The sequence below is a fragment of the Flavobacterium suncheonense GH29-5 = DSM 17707 genome, from assembly GCF_000430025.1.
In the GTDB taxonomy this organism is placed as follows: Bacteria; Bacteroidota; Bacteroidia; order Flavobacteriales; family Flavobacteriaceae; genus Flavobacterium; species Flavobacterium suncheonense.
Genome location: NZ_AUCZ01000004.1, coordinates 56,965 through 74,909 on the forward strand (window position 1 = coordinate 56,965; position 17,945 = coordinate 74,909).

The following is a 17,945-nucleotide window of genomic DNA, read 5'->3' on the forward strand; positions in this document are numbered from 1 at the left end:
AGGTCTTTTTTTTACAGTTTTTCTTTTAAATATTTTCCGGTAATTGATTTTGTGTTTTTTGCCACTTCTTCCGGAGTTCCGAAAGCTATCAGGTTTCCGCCGTTTTCACCGCCTTCCGGACCAATGTCGATGATGTAATCCGCACATTTGATTAAATCCAGATTGTGTTCAATTACGATTATGGAATGCCCTTTTTCAATTAAGGCATCAAAAGAAGCCAATAATTTTTTGATGTCGTGGAAGTGTAATCCGGTTGTCGGTTCATCGAAAACGAATAGTGCTTTTTCTTTAGTAGCTCCTTTTACCAAAAACGACGCCAGCTTGATACGCTGCGCCTCACCGCCGGAAAGAGTAGAAGACGATTGACCCAACTGCACATATCCCAAACCAACATCCTGAAGCGGTTGTAATTTCTGAATGATTTTCGTCTGTTTGTGTGTGTCGAAGAAGGAAATAGCGTCATCAATGGTCATCGTCAGTATGTCATCGATGTTTTTGCCTTCAAAATTCACTTCCAGGATTTCTTTTTTGAAGCGTTTGCCGTTGCAGGTTTCACATTCCAGATGCACGTCGGCCATGAACTGCATTTCGATGGTTACTTCGCCTTCGCCTTTACAGGTTTCACAGCGGCCGCCGTCTACGTTGAAGGAAAAATGTTTCGCCTGATAGCCGCGCATTTTCGACAATTGCTGTTTAGCAAACAAATCCCGGATATCATCATACGCTTTAATATAAGTCACAGGATTCGACCGCGAACTTCTTCCAATTGGGTTCTGATCTACGTATTCAATGTGTTTGATTAAGGAATAACTTCCGGCTAAATCGGTAAACTGACCGGCTTTTTCCCCAACACCTTCCAGTTTTTTCTGAAGTGCCGGAAATAATATTTTTTTAACCAACGTACTTTTTCCGCTTCCTGAAACGCCGGTAATTACCGTTAAACATTCCAGAGGAAACGTAACATCGATATTTTTCAAGTTGTTTTCACGCGCCCCGATAACATCCACATGGTTTTTGAATTTGCGGCGTTTCTTCGGTACTTCAATTTCCATTTTTCCGTTGAGGTACAAGGCGGTAAGCGAATCGGCATTCAGGATTTCTTCGTAAGTGCCTTGGGCGACCAGTTTTCCGCCGAAAGTTCCGGCTTCGGGACCGATGTCGATAATCATGTCGGCCGCTTTCATAATGTCTTCATCGTGTTCCACCACAATTACGGTATTGCCCAGATTGCGCAAATCTTCCAGCACTTTTATCAGTCGTTCGGTGTCTTTCGGGTGTAAACCGATACTTGGCTCATCCAGAATATACATCGAACCTACCAAGCTGCTTCCCAGTGAAGTAGCCAGATTGATACGCTGTGATTCACCTCCGGAAAGCGTTGCGGAATTTCGGTTTAACGTTAGGTAATTCAAGCCCACTTCGTCCAGAAAGCGCAAACGGTTGTTGATTTCCAGCAAAAGGCGTTTCGCTACTTTTTCCTCGTATTCCGATAAAGTAAGACCTTTGAAGAACTCAATCAGGTTTTTAATCGGTAAATCGACTAAATCGGAAATCGTTTTGCCGCCTACAAAAACGTAATTAGCTTCTTCGCGCAAACGTTTTCCTTTGCAGACGTTGCACTTGGTTTTGCCGCGGTAACGGGAAAGCATCACGCGGTTCTGAATTTTATAATTTTTCTCTTCCAGCTCCTGAAAGAAAGCGTCCAATCCGACAAAATATTTATTGCCTTTCCAGATTAAATCTTTGTGTTCCTGCGATAATTCAAAATACGGTTTGTGAATCGGAAAGTCGAAATGATGGCTGTTGTTCACCAATTGGTCGCGGTACCAGCCCATGCTTTCGCCGCGCCACGGATAAATTGCGTTTTCATACACCGAAAGCGCCGTATTCGGCACCACTAATTCTTCATCTATTCCGATTACATTACCATAACCTTCGCATTTCGGACAGGCGCCGTAAGGATTGTTGAAGCTGAATAAATGGATGTTTGGTTCTAAGAACGTAATGCCGTCCAATTCAAAATTATTGCTGAACGTTATTTTTTTACCGGAATTTAATTCCTGCAGATAGCATTCGCCTTTTCCTTCGTAGAACGCGGTTTGAATGGCATCGGCTAAACGGTTGTAAAATTCTTCGTCTTCTTTGACCACGATACGGTCGATAATCAGCAGTATGTCTTTATTGTCAAGGGAATGCTGGTCGATTTCATCCAGACGCACCATTTCGTTGTTCACCAAAATACGGGCAAAGCCTTGTTGCAGCAGTACTTTCAGTTTGTCTTCCAATGCGCGTCCTTCTTCCAGATGAATAGGGGAAAGGAGCAGCCATTTGCTGTCTAAGGCAAAGGTTTTTACTTCGTTGATAACATCCGAAACGGTATGTTTTTTTACTTCCTTGCCGGAAACCGGCGAAAAAGTCTTCCCGATTCGGGCGTAAAGCAATTTCAGATAATCGTAAATTTCCGTGGAAGTTCCAACGGTGGAGCGGGCATTGGTGGTGTTTACCTTCTGCTCGATGGCAATGGCAGGTGCAATACCTTTGATGTATTCCACTTTTGGTTTGTCCAGACGGCCTAAGAACTGACGGGCGTAGGACGATAAACTTTCCACATAGCGGCGTTGTCCTTCCGCGTAAAGCGTGTCGAAAGCCAGGCTTGATTTTCCGGAACCTGAAAGCCCGGTTATGACCACAAGTTTGTTTCTCGGAATCGCCACATCCACATTTTTAAGATTGTGAAGTTGCGCGCCTTTAATAATGATATTTTTCTTGGGTTCGAGTGTTGTGATGTCGGTTTGCATAGCAAAATTCAATGAACTGCAAAGATAGTTAAAAACCACTTTTTAAAGAACCGGAACCGAAGTTTTTGTTATTAGTATTTTGAAAATCAAAACGTTTTAAAATTGCATAATTAAAGATTTTTGAGGGGTTATTTTGCGTTTATTGTGTGAAAATATGTTAAATATTGCATTTTTGTTTGTGAGATAAAAAAATAATTCATTACATTTGGGTTTATAATTCATCACCAAAAAACATTTGCCTATCGCATAAAAATACTTTTTAGAGTTGTAAAAACTATTCCCAAAACCAAAAACTAAAAGGTATTATTATGGCTAATGTTGTACTTCCGGACGCAGTCCTAGTGAAAAGTTATGTAGGTGGAGACGAAAATGCTTTAGCTACATTAATCGAGAGACATCAATCTAAGATTTACGGTTTTATCTACTCAAAGGTAATGGACAGAGATGTTACCGAGGATATCTTTCAGGACACTTTTATTAAGGTTATCAAAACGTTAAAGACTAAAAACTACAACGAAGAGGGTAAATTTTTACCATGGGTAATGCGTATTGCCCACAATCTGATTGTAGATCATTTCCGCAAGGCACAAAAAATGCCGTATCACCGGGAAACCGAGGAGTTTTCAATCTTTTCCATCATGACGGACAACAGCCCGAATGTGGAAACGCGAATCATCACCGAACAGGTTGAAGTAGACTTAAAGCGTCTGATTAATGAACTTCCGGACGATCAGCGTGAAGTTTTGGTTATGCGCATCTATGACGATTTAAGTTTCAAGGAAATTGCCGATTTAACAGGAGTCAGTATAAACACGGCATTGGGCAGAATGCGTTACGCGCTGATGAACCTGAGAAAGGTAATTGAAAAAAATCAGATTATTTTAACGAATTAAACAATATTTATAACAGACTTGCGTTATTGTTATATAATTTAAATGTATAGCAATGGCAAAACTCTACTCTAAGAAGAAAAAAGCAAGTCCGAAAATGTCGCCTAAGAAAGAAACGGTTAATTTTTTGCTCAATTATTCTAAAGCTTTGAGCATCACAAAAGTAGGTGACTTAACTTTTGAAACGCTTGCTAATTAAGGAAATGCCCCGGGAAGATATTTTCGGGGCATTTCTTCATTTTATAATTTACCGCAAATTCGCAGATTGAATTTTTAAAAATGAGTTTAGTTATCACTTTTTTGAAAAAAATCTTTTTTGATTATTGAAGAATTCAGTTTTTCGCGATCATATCAATCTAACAAACTATTGATTAAGAGTGATTAATCATAAGTTGAGAAAAGTAAATCTGCGAATCTGCGGTTTTCTATTTACTTTTAGAATATTCCTCCAAAACGGATTTTCGTCCAATGGTTTTGGTGATAATGTCTTTCTCTAAATTCCAGCTACGCGCCGGCGAATATTCTCTTCCGTAATAAATAATCTGAAGGTGTAAAACATTCCACAATTCCTTCGGAAACAGTCGTTTGGCATCTTTTTCGGTTTGCTGCACATTTTTTCCATTGCTTAAATTCCAGCGGTACATCAAACGGTGAATGTGTGTATCTACCGGAAAGGCCGGAACTCCAAACGCCTGACTCATCACCACGCTAGCCGTTTTATGTCCAACTGCGGGTAAGGCTTCCAAGGCTTCAAAACTTTGCGGAACTGCTCCGTTGTGTTTTTCAATCAGAATTTGAGACAAGCCGTAAATACCTTTGGATTTCATTGGCGAAAGTCCGCAGGGTTTGATGATTTCCTGAATTTCTTCCACGGATAATTTTACCATGTCGTACGGATTGTCTGCTTTGGCAAACAGTAATGGCGTAATCTGATTTACACGGGCATCGGTACATTGTGCGGAAAGCAACACCGCCACCAATAACGTGTAAGCGTCTTTATGGTCTAACGGAATGGGCGTTTCGGGGTAAAGTTCGTTTAACGTATCGATTACAAACTGAACTTTTTCGTCTTTGGTCATTTTTTATATTTATAAAATGTGCAACTTTGAACAAAATTAAACTTTAAACAGTCTAAACAAAAAAATAACATGACTACTTTACAAAAAGGCGACAAAGCACCGGATTTTACTGCAGTAGACCAAGATGGCAATACACACAAATTATCCGATTATAAAGGAAAAAAGTTAGTGGTTTTCTTTTATCCGGCAGCCAATACGCCAAGCTGTACAATCGAAGCCTGTAATTTAAGGGATAATTATTCGGAGTTCATCCGTAAAGGTTATGCTTTGTTAGGTGTTAGTGCCGATACGCAAAAGAAGCAATCCAATTTTAAAAACAAATACGAGTTGCCGTTTCCGCTTTTAGCCGATGAAGACAAAAAAGTGATTGAAGCTTTCGGCGTTTGGGGACCAAAAAAGTTCATGGGACGCGAATTTGACGGCATCCACCGAACCACTTTTGTAATTGACGAAAACGGAATTATTGAAGACGTAATCACGAAAGTAAAAACGAAAGAGCACTCAAGTCAGATTTTGAAATAAAAAAAGGGAAGTTGCAACTTCCCTTTTTTATGAAACAGCTTTTATTTAGCTTCTTCCAAAGTTTTTTTCTCGCCGTAACCGAACAAATGGTTTTTCTTAATCAGTCCGGCGATACCTTCCGGCAGCATTTCTTCCCAGCCGTCTTTTTCTTTGCTGATCATTTTTAAAACTTCTCTGGAGAAAATTTTAAGGTGGTCTTTGTCAAAATCAGTGATATCCAGTACTTTGCCGTTGTAAGCGAAGAATTTGTACAATTCTTTCATGCGCGGATGTACTTTCAGATTTTGTGAATTGATCACTTCCCCGTTTTCTTCCATCGGATATAAGAATACCTTCAGATCGCGGTAGAACAATTTTCCGAAAGCTTCCAGAATGCCACCACTTAAATGACGGTAGTATTTCTCGTCGAAAATGTCGATTAAGTTGCTTACTCCCATGGCTAATCCCATGCGTGCTTTGGTGTATTCCGAGAAATATTCCACCACTTTGTAGTATTCCTGGAAATTGGAAATCATTACGGTTTGTCCTAACGAACACAGTAATTCCGCCCGGTCCATGAAATCGCGTTCGTCAATTTCACCTTCGGAGCGCAAATTGGAAAGGGTAATTTCAAAAACTACTAACGTATTGTCTTTTTCCACTTTTTTCTCCTGTACGAACATTTCCAGCGACTTCTCGTACATGTCCATGTTTACTTTCGTTACCGGCCGGAAACTTCCGCGTAAGGCCAGAATGTTTTTCTTGTATAATACTGCTGCCGGCAATACGTTTTTACCGTCCGGACCAAACATCACTGCTTCGGTCATGCCGTTTTTAACGAGTTGTAAACTCATTAAACGGTTGTCAACATCCTTAAATTGAGGTCCGGAAAAGTTAATCGTGTCAATTTCCAGTTGATCTTTGTCTAAGTGGTCGTATAAATAACGCAACAGGCGTTTCGGATCGTTGTATTTGTAAAAAGCACCATAAATCAGGTTAACTCCAAGAACTCCAAGGGTTTCCTGTTGCAGTTTGGAATCATTTTCCTTAAAGCGGATATGAAGAATGATTTCGTTGTATTCGGCATTCGGATCTACCTGAAATTTAATTCCAACCCAGCCGTGCCCTTTAAATTGTTTGGCAAAATCTATGGTAGCTACTGTATTGGCGTAACTGAAGAATAGTTTTTCAGGATGTTTCTCACGGTTCAAACGCTCTTCCATCAAACGGGTTTCATGGGTAAGCATTTTTCGCAGGCGGCTTTCGGTTACATAGCGGCCGTCATCTTCCACACCGTAAATCGCGTCACTGTAATCTTTATCGTAAGCGGACATTGCTTTTGCAATCGTACCGGAAGAACCTCCTGCACGGAAAAAATGGCGAACCGTTTCCTGTCCGGCACCGATTTCTGAAAAAGTTCCGTAAATATTTTTGTTTAGATTGATACGAAGCGCCTTATCGGCTAAAGCGGGTATGTGTTCGATCTCACGATCACCTTTTAATATGATTTCTCCTTCTGAATTCTTCATAAAACATATAATATCGACAAAGTTAACAAAATAGGTATTTTCACAAAAGATAAATAATTCTATTTTTGTAAAAACTGAAATTCATTTGAAAGTATATTTTTTGGGTACCGGCACCTCACAGGGTATTCCCGTAATTGGGAGTCATCATTCTGTTTGTATGAGTGATGATCCCAAAGACAAGCGGCTAAGAGTTGCGGTTTGGATTCATTGGGACGATTATTCTTTTGTGATCGATTGTGGTCCCGATTTCCGACAACAGATGCTGGCCAGTAAATGCGTTAAACTCGACGGGATTTTGTTTACCCATGAACACGCAGATCACACCGCCGGGTTAGATGACATCCGACCCTATAATTTCCGCCAAGGGGAGTTGCCGATTTTTGCCCACGAAAGGGTACTTAAGAATCTGAACAGACGTTTCGACTATATTTTTGAAACCGAAAACCGCTATCCCGGAGCGCCGTCCGTAAAGGAATTTGAAGTGAAAAACAACGAGCCTTTTGCGGTAGGAGATAAAATTGCGGTTCCTATTAATGTATGGCATGGTAATTTGCAGGTGTTTGGTTACCGCATTGATGATTTTGCCTATCTTACCGATGTGAAAACCATTGATGAAGCCGAAATTGAAAAGCTGAAAGGGGTTAAGGTTTTGGTGGTAAATGCTTTACGGGAAGAGCCACACGCTACGCATTTCAATTTGCAGGAAGCGCTGGATTTTATCGGGAGAATCAAACCGGAGCGAAGTTATTTAACCCACATCAGTCATTTGTTGGGCTTTCACGAAGAAGTGGCAAAAAAACTGCCGAAAAACGTCTTTTTGGCTTACGATAATTTAGAAATCACTATTTAATACTATGAAAAAAATCATTTTGTATTTGTTTATTCTTTCGTTGCTGTTTAATATTTTTCAGTATATGAATTCCACGAAAATACTGAAAACCCAGAGTAAGGAAATCGAAAGTTGCGAGGCTAAAATTAAAGCGGTTCGCGATTCATCCAACATTGTTTACAATCAGATGATCGACGCCAATTACTTTTCTCTGGAAATGGACGATGAATCGTTAGAGTATTTTGAAAATTACAGCATTCCGGAATTAACCGAACAAATCCGAAACGAATTGTTAGCGTTGAACGATGCACCTAACGGGAACAAATTGGTGCCGTACGATCCGATTGACGGGAACAAGTTTATTATCAATAAATTTAAAATTCTGAATCACAGATGGATTATTGCCGATGTTTATTCCGGTACCTTGCGCGGTGAAATCCTGATTAAGTATTTCATCAACGACGGTAAGCCAACCGATTTTGAAACCATCCAGGCGATTTTGCATCAGCCCAGAAAACCCGCGCAATAAAAAGTCAGATTTTGAGTTATAATTCTCTACCAAAAACCCAATTATGAAAAGAACTTTACATATCATTTTTGCCGTTTCGATGCTTTTTGCCTCGTGCGACCTTATTCTGAAACCCAGAGACAAAGAAAATGAAGTGGATGTAAACGATAAAAAAGTCGTTTTGGGTACAGACAAAGACGAAAAAGGATGTGTAACGTCGGCTGGTTACAGATGGTCGGAAATCCGAAAAAACTGTATTCGCGTTTTTGAGGAAGGCTACCGCCTGGCGCCGTTTAAAAATCCGGAAACGGTTAACGAAGAAGATAGTGAACAGGCTACTCTGAACGCTTATGTGATTTTCAGTGAAGACAAAGACAGTGCTGAAGTTTTTGTACCGAATTCTTCCAAATCGATTGTATTAACGGATGGAAATTCCGGAAAAGTATTTGACAACGGCGAATGGAAACTTGAAATCAACAAGAGCTATGTGCTGAAAAAAGGAACGGAAATTCAATATGTTTCCGCGATAGCTGAAGAAAAGAAATTTGTCGGAAGCGATAAAATCGAACAATAAAAAATCCCGCCTTGAAAGCGGGATTTTTATTTAAGACTGTAACCAGTTTTTAAAATCGTAAAAGTTTTGCGGTGCCACACCGTGACCTACCGGATATTCTTTATGCACCACATCCAAGCCTAAATCTTTTAAAAATTCGGGAGCTTTTCGGGCCCAATCCACCGGGATTACCTGATCGACGGTTCCGTGAGAAATGAAGAATTTTAAGTTGGAAATTTTATTATTTCTGAAATTCTCGTCGATAATATCCAAGTTGAAATAACCGCTCAAAGCCACCACACGCTGCACTTTTTCCGGATACGAAAGCGCCACACTGTAACTCAGAATCGCTCCCTGACTGAACCCTATTAAGGTTACGTTGTCTTTGTCAATCGGATAATGGGCTATTAATTCGTCGATAAATTTAGCAATCAGATCTCGGGATTGTCTGGCTTCGTCGTTGTCGGAAAATTTGTTTTCATCCGCATCGAAATGAATGGCATACCAGGCGTTTCCGTAAGGCGGAAGCGGATAAGGTGCGCGGGCGGAAATCACGTAATATTCCTCGGGTAATTCTGAAGCGAATGAAAACAGATCTTCTTCATTACTGCCATAACCGTGTAACAATAGTAACAATGGATTTTTATCCGATTTAACTTTTGGTTCCCGAACCAGATGGTATAAAGAAAAACTCATGTTATGCTAAATTTTTAAACCATTTCTGGAAGTACTCGCCCAATAAAGGAACAATTTTCATTTCGCCCTGAATGGCTCCGATAAAACCGTAAAACCAAAGCACTACAATAAAAACATAGAACGCTCCGGAAATCATCCAGCTGTCAAAATAGCCGATAAAATAGGCCAGAATGTAGAACGTAATGTTAAGACCAAACGCCTGACGGATATGAAAACCCGCAAACGGATTCTTAGGTTCCAGATTCATGAAAATCGCAATAATGCTTCCCAAAATGGTCAGATAACTGATAATGGCGGTGGTTTTTCCCTGTTCAACTGTATTGTTTTCCATGACGAATTAGTTTAAAATTAATTGTCCGTTATTGTAAATGCCGTAAGCGCGGCCTTTCATCGGCAGGCCTAAGAATGCGGAATTTTTAGATTTTGATAAAATATGCTCTTTTGTGAATTCCCAGTTTCCTTCCGTTGTAAAGAGGGTAAAACAAGCTTTATTTCCTTCTTTAATTGCCGGTTTTTCAATGCCGAAAACCGATTTACCGTGGGTTAGTTTTTCAATGATAATTTCCAGCGACAGTACATTTTGCAAGGCTCCGAACGCGCTTTCCAGACCAATGGTTCCGTTCTTGGCGTTGTCGAATTCCATCTTTTTCAGTTCGATATCGATAGGATTGTGGTCAGACGTAATCATGTCGATTGTACCGTCTAAAACGCCTTCCAATAAAGCTTTTCGGTGGTTTTCGTCGCGTAACGGTGGGGTTACTTTGTATCGGGAATCGAATCCGGTCAAAACATCATCCGTTAAAACCAGATTGTGAACCGCTACCGAACAGGTTACATGCAACCCTTTCGCTTTCGCCGCTCTGATCAATTCCACCGATTTTGCCGATGATATTGTAGGAATGTGCAGTTTTCCGCCTGTATATTCCAATAAAAACAGGTTTCTCGCCACTTCCAGTTCTTCCGCTAAAGCAGGAATGCCTTTCAGCCCTAATCGTGTGCTTACCAAACCTTCGTGCACCACGCCGTTTCCTTTAACGGTTTTGTCCTGACAATATGCAATCACCAGACCGTCGAAATCCTGTACGTATTGCAGACCAATTTTCAGTAGATTGGCATTGTCAAGATTTTTGTTGTAATCGCCAAAAGCAATGGCTCCGGCGTTTTTCATATCGAACATTTCGGCTAAATCCGTTCCCTCACTGTTTTTGGTGAAGGCGCCAATCGGATGTAAGGTCGTGGCAAAACCCTTCGCTTTGTTCAGTACAAAACTCACCTGCGACTGGTTGTCGATTACCGGAAACGAATTCGGTTGTAATGCTACGTTGGTAAAGCCGCTTTTAGCTGCGGTGTTCAGACCGTTGGCGATAGTTTCTCGGTCTTCAAAACCCGGTTCACCGAAAGAAACGGAAGAATCAAACCAACCTTGGGAAAGGTGTAAATTTTCTAATTCAACAATTTCAAAGCCATTTTTCGAGGAAAGATTTTGGCCAATATTTTTAATGATGCCGTTTTCCACTTTTACATCGGCTTTCTGCTTGTGAAACGGGCTTTCTTTGTCAAGTATCGTTGCGTTTTTAAAAATTACGTTCATTTTACGAATTTTTGGATTAGTAGTTCGAGAAGTAAAAAAAGTAGTGTTGCAATGATGAAATACTTCCAGATGGCGTTCCCGGTTCGCGCCGAATGAATGTCGTCAAAAACCGTGGCTACCGAATTCACGGAAGTAAAAGCATCAAATAAGTTGTCGTTGCGCTGGCTCAAATCACTTTCGGTTCTGGCGTGATTGAAGCTGATATTTTTAAGAATTTCTTTGTTTTTCAATACCGAATAATTCCCCGAAGTTTCCGGATAATCGCCGAAAGACAGTTTGATTTTGTGGTTCAGAATCTGCTGCATCGGAATGAAATCGGATTGGTCGTTGGCAATCGTAACCACTTCATCTTTGGAAAGCAAAACGTCTAAAATCAGGTTTTCATTTTCACCGATGGTATAAGCCGAGATTCCTGTTTTCTGATGGTTTTGCGCCATGTTGTAGAACGTCGGTACAATCAATGGTGAATTCTGAAAGTTGCTGTTTGTTTTGTTCACCGGTGCGGAAAACACGTAAAAATCCCCTATTTTATTGGTAACCGAACCTAAAAAAAAGCTTTGGTCGTCGAAACTTAAAATTGGGGAAGGATTACCGCTGAAAGTAAACGCAGCATTCACTTTCGGATATTGGAAATTGTCAATTTTCTTTTCGAAAACCGTTTGATACAACGGATGACTGAACGCGATTTTGGTAATCTGTTTTTCCTGATTTAGAAGCGGACCGGCTTTCAGACTGCTGAAATTCCCCAGAAAAGCATTCAGGTTTTGCACCGAACTTTCCGAAGCCGGAATCAGAACAATATTTCCGCCTTTAGCATAAAAATCTTTCAGCGTCGTACCGAGCGCCTGCGGAATGTCTTTCAGTTCATTCAGAATCACAGCATCCTGATTTTCAAGGGAGTTGTAATTGAGGGCATTCAATTCGGTATTCGTGAAAATGAATTCATCCGCGGTATAAATCCGGGTAAGAAACTCATTTTTAGCTGTTTCACCAATTGTTGTAACATTTGATTTTTCAGGCTTTGAAATGCTGAAATAATATGAATTGTCGTAGGTTAAACTGTTGTCTTCAATGGCAACATGACCGTGAAAATCTTTCTTCGGCAACGTGAAAGTTACAGCTTTTTTATTCGTATCAGGTTGGATAACGGTTTTGGCAATCAGGTTTTTACCGTTGTAAACCGCCACCGGAATATCGTTTTCCATTTCGCCGTACACGGAAATATCCACTTTAATTTCGTAAAAGTTGTCTAGATGTTGGCTTATGGAAACCTTGTCAATACCTACGTTGTTTTTATTTTCCGCTTCCGGAATCCAGCTGTACACCGATTTTCGTCCGGTTAATTTCTGAATGTCTTTTTGGTTAATTCCGACAGCATCGCTAATCACTACAATATCCAGCGGAAGGTTGTGTTTTTTGGTTTCGATTTTCGTCAAAAGGAAATCCAGTTGAAAAGGCGCAGAGCTGTATTGTAAATTCTGCAGGTCTTTCTGAACCGATTTGATGTCGGTATCCCAAAAGGTTTCGGTATTGGTAATCAATGAAAAACGCTGATTTTCGGGTGTGTTTTCCAGTAAATCCTGAACGGCACGTTTCAGCAGTTCGCCCTTACTGCCTTTGGACTGCATCGAAAAGGAATTGTCTAAAATAATCACCATTTCGTTAGCCGAACTTTCGCTGTCTTTTGCTTTGAAAAATGGCTGGGCAAAAGCGAAAATCAAACAGGCTAACAATAACAAACGCGTCGCCAGCAACAACCATTTTTTAATCGTCGAGCTTTTTCGGGTTTGAATGGAAAGTTCTTTGAGGAGTTTAACGTTGGTAAAGTATTCTTTCTTAAACCGTCGTAACTGAAATAAATGCACTAAAATTGGTATCACCAACAGAAACAGGAAATACAGGATTTCAGGATGTTTGAATTGCATTTATTTTAAAGATTTTTCAAAGATAATTAAATTAGAGTAATTAGTGAAAAGTAATTAGTAATTAGTGAAATTCAAGTAAGAAGTTCTGTTTTAGTAAAGACTACTTTCTAATTACTAACGACTGATTACTGGTCACTAGAATTATTTTTTCTTTCTTTTCTGCGCGCGTTTTTTTTCTACGGCGCGGTTTCTCGGCGCGGTTTTTCTCGGATTGCGTTTTCCGGGACCGCCTAAATTCACTTTTTTGTTTTTCTCTGATTTTTCGTGAAAAGCGGCTCCGCCTTCCAGTTTCGGTTTTTTCAGAAGAAATTTTATTTTTTTCTTTTCCTTTTCAAATTCCAAGCGTTTTTCTTCCACTTTTATGGACGCCGGAATTTCCAGGATTTCCAGTTCTTTTTCCATCATAAGTTCGGCTTCCACCTGAAATTCTTCTTCCGATGGCGCAATCATGCTGATAGCAACGCCTTCTTTGTCGGCACGTCCGGTACGTCCGATTCTGTGGATATACTGCTCCGGAACTTCCGAAAACTGCATGTTGATTACGTGCGTGATGTCGGAAATATCCAAACCGCGCGCCATAATATCAGTAGTTACGATACCCCGGATTTCCCCGGCCTGGAAACTCGCCATGGTGTTCAGACGGTAATTCTGAGATTTGTTCGAGTGGATGACTCCGAATTGTCCCGGAAAATCTTCTTCCAGCAAATCCATCAGGATATCGGCCACCTTTTTATTGTTTACGAAAACCAAAAGGCGTTCCATGGTTTCGTCTTCGGCAAGCAAATGCTTCAGTAAATTTACTTTCGTGAGGAAATTGGGAACGTGATAGCCAATCTGTCTGATTTTTTCCAGCGGTGTTCCGGAGGCAGCAAGCGAAACTTCTTCCGGAAAATCGAAAAATTCCTCGAGCATTTCATCTACTTCATCGGTCATCGTTGCGGAAAACAGTATGTTCTGACGTTTCGGACGCATCATAGACAAAATGGAAGTAACCTGAAAACGGAAGCCCAAATTCAGGATTTCATCGAATTCGTCGATAACCAGTTTCTGCATTTCATCGAACCGGACTACGTTGTCCAAAGCCAAATCCATTACCCGGCCCGGAGTTCCTACTAAAATATCCACGCCTTCATAAACCGATGTTTTCTGCGTATTGATGTTCACGCCACCGTAAACGCCAAGCACACGCACCGACATGTATTTGGTAAGTTTTTCCACTTCTTCCGCCACCTGAACCACTAATTCACGAGTCGGAACGATAATCACCACTTTTGGGGTGTGCGTTGGCGTAAATTTCCATTGTTTTAAGATCGGAAGCAGGTATGCATAGGTTTTTCCGGTTCCGGTTTGGGCAATTCCCATCACGTCGCGGCCCGACATAATCACGGGAAACGAACGCTCCTGTATAGGGGTTGGCGTTGTTAAACCGATATCGTCGATGGCTTTCTGTAAAGATTTCGGTAAATTAAATTGCTCAAAACTGTTCATAAAACGGATATTTTGGGCAAAGATACAATTTCTGAAATTAATGGATATTTCTGTGGTTGTGACTGCTTCTAAAACTTTTCAAAAACGCCGAGTCCGAACAGCGCAAAATCGTATTTTACGGGATCTTTTGGGTCTAATTTTCGCAGATTGTTGTCCAATTCGAAAAGCGCTTTGCTGTCGTTTTGTTTTCGGGTAAGCAGTTCCAGTTTACGGGCTACGTTGCCGGAATGCACATCCAAAGGGCAGGAAAGTTGCGAAGGCGAAATGCTGTTCCAGATGCCGAAGTCCACGCCTTTGTTGTCTTTTCGGCACATCCAGCGTAAATACATGTTGATACGCTTGGCCGCTGAACCACTAAGAGGATCGGGTAAGTGTTTTTCGGTTCGGGTTAAATGGTTGACTTCGAAAAAGATTTTCTTGAATTCCGAGATGCTTTTCTGCATGGAATTTTCTTCCTGATGTTTGGCAAAAACTGCTTCCAGACCGCCGTGATTCTGGTAAATATTTTGCAGACTTTTGATGAATCCGACAAAATCCTGACCGTTAAAGGTGCGGTGTACAAAAGTTTCCAGCCGTTCCAAATCTTCTTCGGTGTGCGACAGGACGAAATCGTAAGGTGCATTGCCCATGAAATCCATCATTTTCCGGGCATTTTTGATAATCATTTTCCGATTGCCCCACGCGATTACCGAGGCCAGAAAACCTGATATTTCAACATCTTCTTTCAGAGCAAACGAATGCGGAATCTGTATCGGATCGCTTTCGATAAAATTAGGATTGTTGTACAAGTCGGCCTTTTCGTCGAGAAAGGATTTCAGTTCGTTAAAGTCCAAGAATTTAAGAGGTTATCCGTTTAGAGTTTCTGCTTTTTTGGTTACTTCATTGCGGATGTCACCGTCTACCATGATGAGTTTGCGGTCGGCCATATCGGCTAATTCTTCGTTGTGGGTTACAATCACAAACGTCTGACCGAATTCATCACGTAGTTTAAAAAACAACTGATGCAGGTTTTCCGCGGAATGCGTGTCTAAGTTTCCGGAAGGTTCATCAGCAAAAATCACGGCTGGCTTGTTAATTAAGGCTCTGGCCACCGCCACACGTTGCTGTTCCCCGCCGGAAAGTTCTCCGGGTTTGTGATCGTAACGGTGCGATAAGCCTAAATAATCCAGCAGGCGTTTGGCTTCTTCTTCGGTTTCTTTTTTGTCTTTTCCGGCGATGTAAGCGGGAATGCAAACGTTTTCCAAAGCAGTGAATTCCGGCAAAAGCTGGTGAAACTGGAAAATAAATCCCAACTGCAGGTTACGGAAACGGGACAGCGCTTTGTCATTCATCTTCAGAATATCTTCCCCGTTGATTAACAATTCCGTGTTTTTCTCGGCGGAAGGTTTGTCCAGCGTGCCCAAAATCTGAAGCAAAGTGGTTTTTCCGGCACCGGAAGCCCCAACGATAGAAACGATTTCCCCTTTTTGAATCGAAAGGTTTACGCCTTTCAGCACGTGAAGTTTGTCGAAATATTTATGAATGTTGTTAGCCTGTATCATGCTCGTGGATTTGTACAAAGAAACAAAGAATTTCGGGTAAAATGAAATCTGAACCAGTCAATATTCCGTATAGACTATAAAGTTTCGTTAAGAGCGAAATCGATGTTTTACGAATTGGTTAATTTTGAAAAAAGAAAAGCGATGAAAGCATTTTTTGTATTTTTAGTTGCCCTTTCGACAGCAAGTTGTCAGTCGAAGGAAAAAAGCTTAACAGTAGAAAAAAACGAAGAGCATAAAATAATGAGCGAGCAAAACGGATTAGAAGTAGCCACTTTGGCAGGCGGGTGTTTTTGGTGCACCGAAGCCCTTTTTCTGGAATTAAAAGGCGTTAAAAAAGTAGTGTCCGGATATACGGGAGGAAAAACCAAAAATCCAACCTATGAAGAAGTGTGTTCGGGTTATACCGGTCATGCCGAAGCCATTGAAATCACCTTCGATCCCAATGAAATTTCGTATGAAGACATTCTGGAAGTGTTTTTTGCCACACACGATCCGACGACTTTAAACCGACAGGGCGCGGATGTGGGAACGCAATACCGCAGCGAAGTTTTCTATCACGGCGATGCTCAGAAAAAAGCCGCGGAGAATTTTATTCAGCTTTTGAACGACCAGAATATTTTCGGCAAGAAAGTAGTGACCAAACTATCCGAAGCTACCTTTTTTTATCCGGCGGAAGATTACCATCAGAATTATTACAACCGAAATAAAAATCAGGGCTATTGTATGGCAGTAATCAGTCCGAAGCTGGACAAACTGCGCAAAAATTACAAATCGAAACTGAAAGAATAATGCTTTTTCTAAAAATGGCATCTGTTTTGCAGGTTGTTCGGAAGACATAAGTAAATGACAAACACTGAAATACAAACCAAATCGGATAACAAAAACCGAAAACTGATGCTGAGCATTCTTTTCGACCTGATTGGTTACGCGTCTTACGGAATTCCTTTGGTAGCGGAATTAACCGATATCGTTTGGGCTCCGATAGCCGGGTTTCTTTTGGCCCGAATGTACAAAGGAACTGTCGGAACTGTAGGCGGAATCACTGTTTTTGTGGAAGAACTTCTGCCGGGCGTCGATTTTATTCCAACCTTCACACTTACGTGGATTTATACTTATTTGATTAAGAAGGAAGGGGAGAAGTGAAAAGTGAAAAGATTATCTGCTTACTGAACACTGTTTACTGTTTCTTATTTCCGAAGACATCGGCGATAAATCCCAATTTCATGCCGCGCAGCATTTTGAAAACAAAATTTTTGAAGAAAGTATGCTGCCCGAAAAGGGTTCCGATAATTACCAATAGTATTTTATAAACCGGAAGAATAATTAAGATATAAAGTGTCCAATACAAAACAGGATGCAGTGTGTCGCGCGTAATACCTAACCAGGCTAAAATGGGTTTGGAAAGATAAGAAGCGGTGGTTCCGGTAATGGCAAAAACGACAAAAATGACAGTCATCTGCCAATTGCTTTTTATGCCCCAACGCTCTTTTAAATTTGCCATTTTTCAGAAATATGACCAAAAATACAAATTATGGGCGAGGTGCAAAACCTCCAAGACGAATATTATTTTTCAGCTGAAAATAAACCAGATAATTGTAAAGAAGGTAATTTACTTCGTAACCGTAATCGATACCGTTCTGGTAATCGATGGGCATTAAAAACAAATCTCTTTCACGGCTGTTTCTGGGAAAACGTGCTCTGTTATTCCATTCAATTACCCAAGGGATGTTGCGGGCTTCTAAATAATTTTGGGAATAAAAATTGCGGGGTTTGGCCGTAGAATGCAACCAGGAATTAAAGCCTCCGTCAATAATGATTACTTCGTATTCCAGTTCGTCATTGGCGATGCGAATGGTGTCGTTGGTTTTTTCAACGGTTTTGTTTTCCGCAGCATTACTATCGGCAACAGTTTTTGAAGTAGAATTACAGCCCCAAAATACGGAAAGCGTAACAAGAGAAAGTATCCAGATTGTATTTTTCATCGCTGTGAATTTTCTTATAAAGTTACTAAATATCA

20 protein-coding genes are annotated in these 17,945 nt (G+C 40.7%); 8 read left to right on the forward strand and 12 right to left on the reverse strand.

Annotated elements, in window-relative coordinates; translation table 11 throughout:
• Positions 1–11 precede the first annotated feature (11 nt).
• Positions 12–2,798, reverse strand: a complete 2,787-nt coding sequence (gene uvrA, locus G498_RS0102485; protein WP_026979691.1) for an excinuclease ABC subunit UvrA — start codon at positions 2,796–2,798, stop codon at positions 12–14.
• A gap of 308 nt (positions 2,799–3,106) precedes the next feature.
• On the opposite strand from uvrA, the gene G498_RS0102490 reads away from it, so the two are divergent.
• Positions 3,107–3,691, forward strand: coding sequence for an RNA polymerase sigma factor (locus G498_RS0102490; protein ID WP_026979692.1), 585 nt, complete (start codon positions 3,107–3,109; stop codon positions 3,689–3,691).
• A gap of 52 nt (positions 3,692–3,743) precedes the next feature.
• Positions 3,744–3,887 carry a hypothetical protein gene (locus G498_RS15875; protein ID WP_165569390.1) on the forward strand — a complete coding sequence of 48 codons (144 nt, stop codon included), beginning with the start codon at positions 3,744–3,746 and terminating at the stop codon, positions 3,885–3,887.
• A 226-nt stretch (positions 3,888–4,113) separates the two neighbouring features.
• On the opposite strand, the gene G498_RS0102500 is transcribed toward G498_RS15875, so the two are convergent.
• Positions 4,114–4,767, reverse strand: a complete 654-nt coding sequence (locus G498_RS0102500) for an endonuclease III domain-containing protein (RefSeq protein ID WP_026979693.1) — start codon at positions 4,765–4,767, stop codon at positions 4,114–4,116.
• A 69-nt stretch (positions 4,768–4,836) separates the two neighbouring features.
• Between G498_RS0102500 and bcp the strand changes: the two genes are divergently transcribed.
• Complete coding sequence (gene bcp / locus G498_RS0102505; protein WP_026979694.1) at positions 4,837–5,289, forward strand: thioredoxin-dependent thiol peroxidase; 453 nt, start codon at positions 4,837–4,839, stop codon at positions 5,287–5,289.
• A 41-nt stretch (positions 5,290–5,330) separates the two neighbouring features.
• Here bcp and G498_RS0102510 read toward each other — a convergent pair whose 3' ends face one another.
• Positions 5,331–6,797 carry a hypothetical protein gene (locus G498_RS0102510; protein WP_026979695.1) on the reverse strand — a complete coding sequence of 489 codons (1,467 nt, stop codon included), beginning with the start codon at positions 6,795–6,797 and terminating at the stop codon, positions 5,331–5,333.
• Between the two features lie 85 nt (positions 6,798–6,882).
• Between G498_RS0102510 and G498_RS0102515 the strand changes: the two genes are divergently transcribed.
• Genes G498_RS0102515 through G498_RS14580 form a run of 3 tightly spaced genes read left to right on the forward strand, consistent with a single transcriptional unit; the run spans position 6,883 to position 8,708 of the window.
• Entirely contained in the window at positions 6,883–7,647 is a 765-nt protein-coding gene (locus G498_RS0102515; protein WP_026979696.1) for an MBL fold metallo-hydrolase, read from the forward strand.
• A 4-nt stretch (positions 7,648–7,651) separates the two neighbouring features.
• Positions 7,652–8,155 carry a hypothetical protein gene (locus tag G498_RS0102520; RefSeq protein WP_026979697.1) on the forward strand — a complete coding sequence of 168 codons (504 nt, stop codon included), beginning with the start codon at positions 7,652–7,654 and terminating at the stop codon, positions 8,153–8,155.
• A 43-nt stretch (positions 8,156–8,198) separates the two neighbouring features.
• A complete protein-coding gene (locus G498_RS14580) occupies positions 8,199–8,708 on the forward strand; it encodes a hypothetical protein (RefSeq protein ID WP_051269651.1) in 510 nt (169 codons plus the stop codon).
• A gap of 30 nt (positions 8,709–8,738) precedes the next feature.
• On the opposite strand, the gene G498_RS0102530 is transcribed toward G498_RS14580, so the two are convergent.
• From G498_RS0102530 to G498_RS0102560, 7 genes are all read right to left on the reverse strand, one after another.
• On the reverse strand, positions 8,739–9,383 hold the full coding sequence (locus tag G498_RS0102530) for an alpha/beta hydrolase (RefSeq protein WP_026979698.1): 645 nt from the start codon (positions 9,381–9,383) through the stop codon (positions 8,739–8,741).
• 1 nt (position 9,384) lies between these two features.
• Positions 9,385–9,714 carry a DUF4870 domain-containing protein gene (locus tag G498_RS0102535; RefSeq protein ID WP_026979699.1) on the reverse strand — a complete coding sequence of 110 codons (330 nt, stop codon included), beginning with the start codon at positions 9,712–9,714 and terminating at the stop codon, positions 9,385–9,387.
• 6 nt (positions 9,715–9,720) lie between these two features.
• Positions 9,721–10,974: a dihydroorotase gene (locus G498_RS0102540; RefSeq protein WP_026979700.1), complete on the reverse strand. Its 1,254-nt coding sequence runs from the start codon at positions 10,972–10,974 to the stop codon at positions 9,721–9,723.
• A complete protein-coding gene (locus G498_RS0102545; protein ID WP_026979701.1) occupies positions 10,971–12,899 on the reverse strand; it encodes a vWA domain-containing protein in 1,929 nt (642 codons plus the stop codon). Before G498_RS0102545 ends, G498_RS0102540 begins: the two co-directional genes overlap by 4 nt.
• A gap of 141 nt (positions 12,900–13,040) precedes the next feature.
• Positions 13,041–14,387, reverse strand: a complete 1,347-nt coding sequence (locus G498_RS0102550; protein ID WP_026979702.1) for a DEAD/DEAH box helicase — start codon at positions 14,385–14,387, stop codon at positions 13,041–13,043.
• A gap of 68 nt (positions 14,388–14,455) precedes the next feature.
• Positions 14,456–15,220, reverse strand: a complete 765-nt coding sequence (locus G498_RS0102555) for a TIGR02757 family protein (RefSeq protein ID WP_026979703.1) — start codon at positions 15,218–15,220, stop codon at positions 14,456–14,458.
• A 12-nt stretch (positions 15,221–15,232) separates the two neighbouring features.
• On the reverse strand, positions 15,233–15,928 hold the full coding sequence (locus tag G498_RS0102560; RefSeq protein ID WP_026979704.1) for an ABC transporter ATP-binding protein: 696 nt from the start codon (positions 15,926–15,928) through the stop codon (positions 15,233–15,235).
• 141 nt (positions 15,929–16,069) lie between these two features.
• Here G498_RS0102560 and msrA point away from each other — a divergent pair, with 141 nt between their 5' ends.
• Together msrA and G498_RS0102570 are read left to right on the forward strand one after the other, a co-directional pair.
• A complete protein-coding gene (msrA, locus tag G498_RS0102565; RefSeq protein ID WP_051269699.1) occupies positions 16,070–16,717 on the forward strand; it encodes a peptide-methionine (S)-S-oxide reductase MsrA in 648 nt (215 codons plus the stop codon).
• A gap of 54 nt (positions 16,718–16,771) precedes the next feature.
• Positions 16,772–17,071, forward strand: a complete 300-nt coding sequence (locus tag G498_RS0102570) for a hypothetical protein (RefSeq protein ID WP_026979706.1) — start codon at positions 16,772–16,774, stop codon at positions 17,069–17,071.
• A 34-nt stretch (positions 17,072–17,105) separates the two neighbouring features.
• Here G498_RS0102570 and G498_RS0102575 read toward each other — a convergent pair whose 3' ends face one another.
• Positions 17,106–17,429, reverse strand: coding sequence for a DUF6787 family protein (locus G498_RS0102575; protein WP_026979707.1), 324 nt, complete (start codon positions 17,427–17,429; stop codon positions 17,106–17,108).
• 28 nt (positions 17,430–17,457) lie between these two features.
• Positions 17,458–17,910: a DUF6146 family protein gene (locus G498_RS0102580; protein WP_026979708.1), complete on the reverse strand. Its 453-nt coding sequence runs from the start codon at positions 17,908–17,910 to the stop codon at positions 17,458–17,460.
• Between the last annotated feature and the right edge of the window lie 35 nt (positions 17,911–17,945).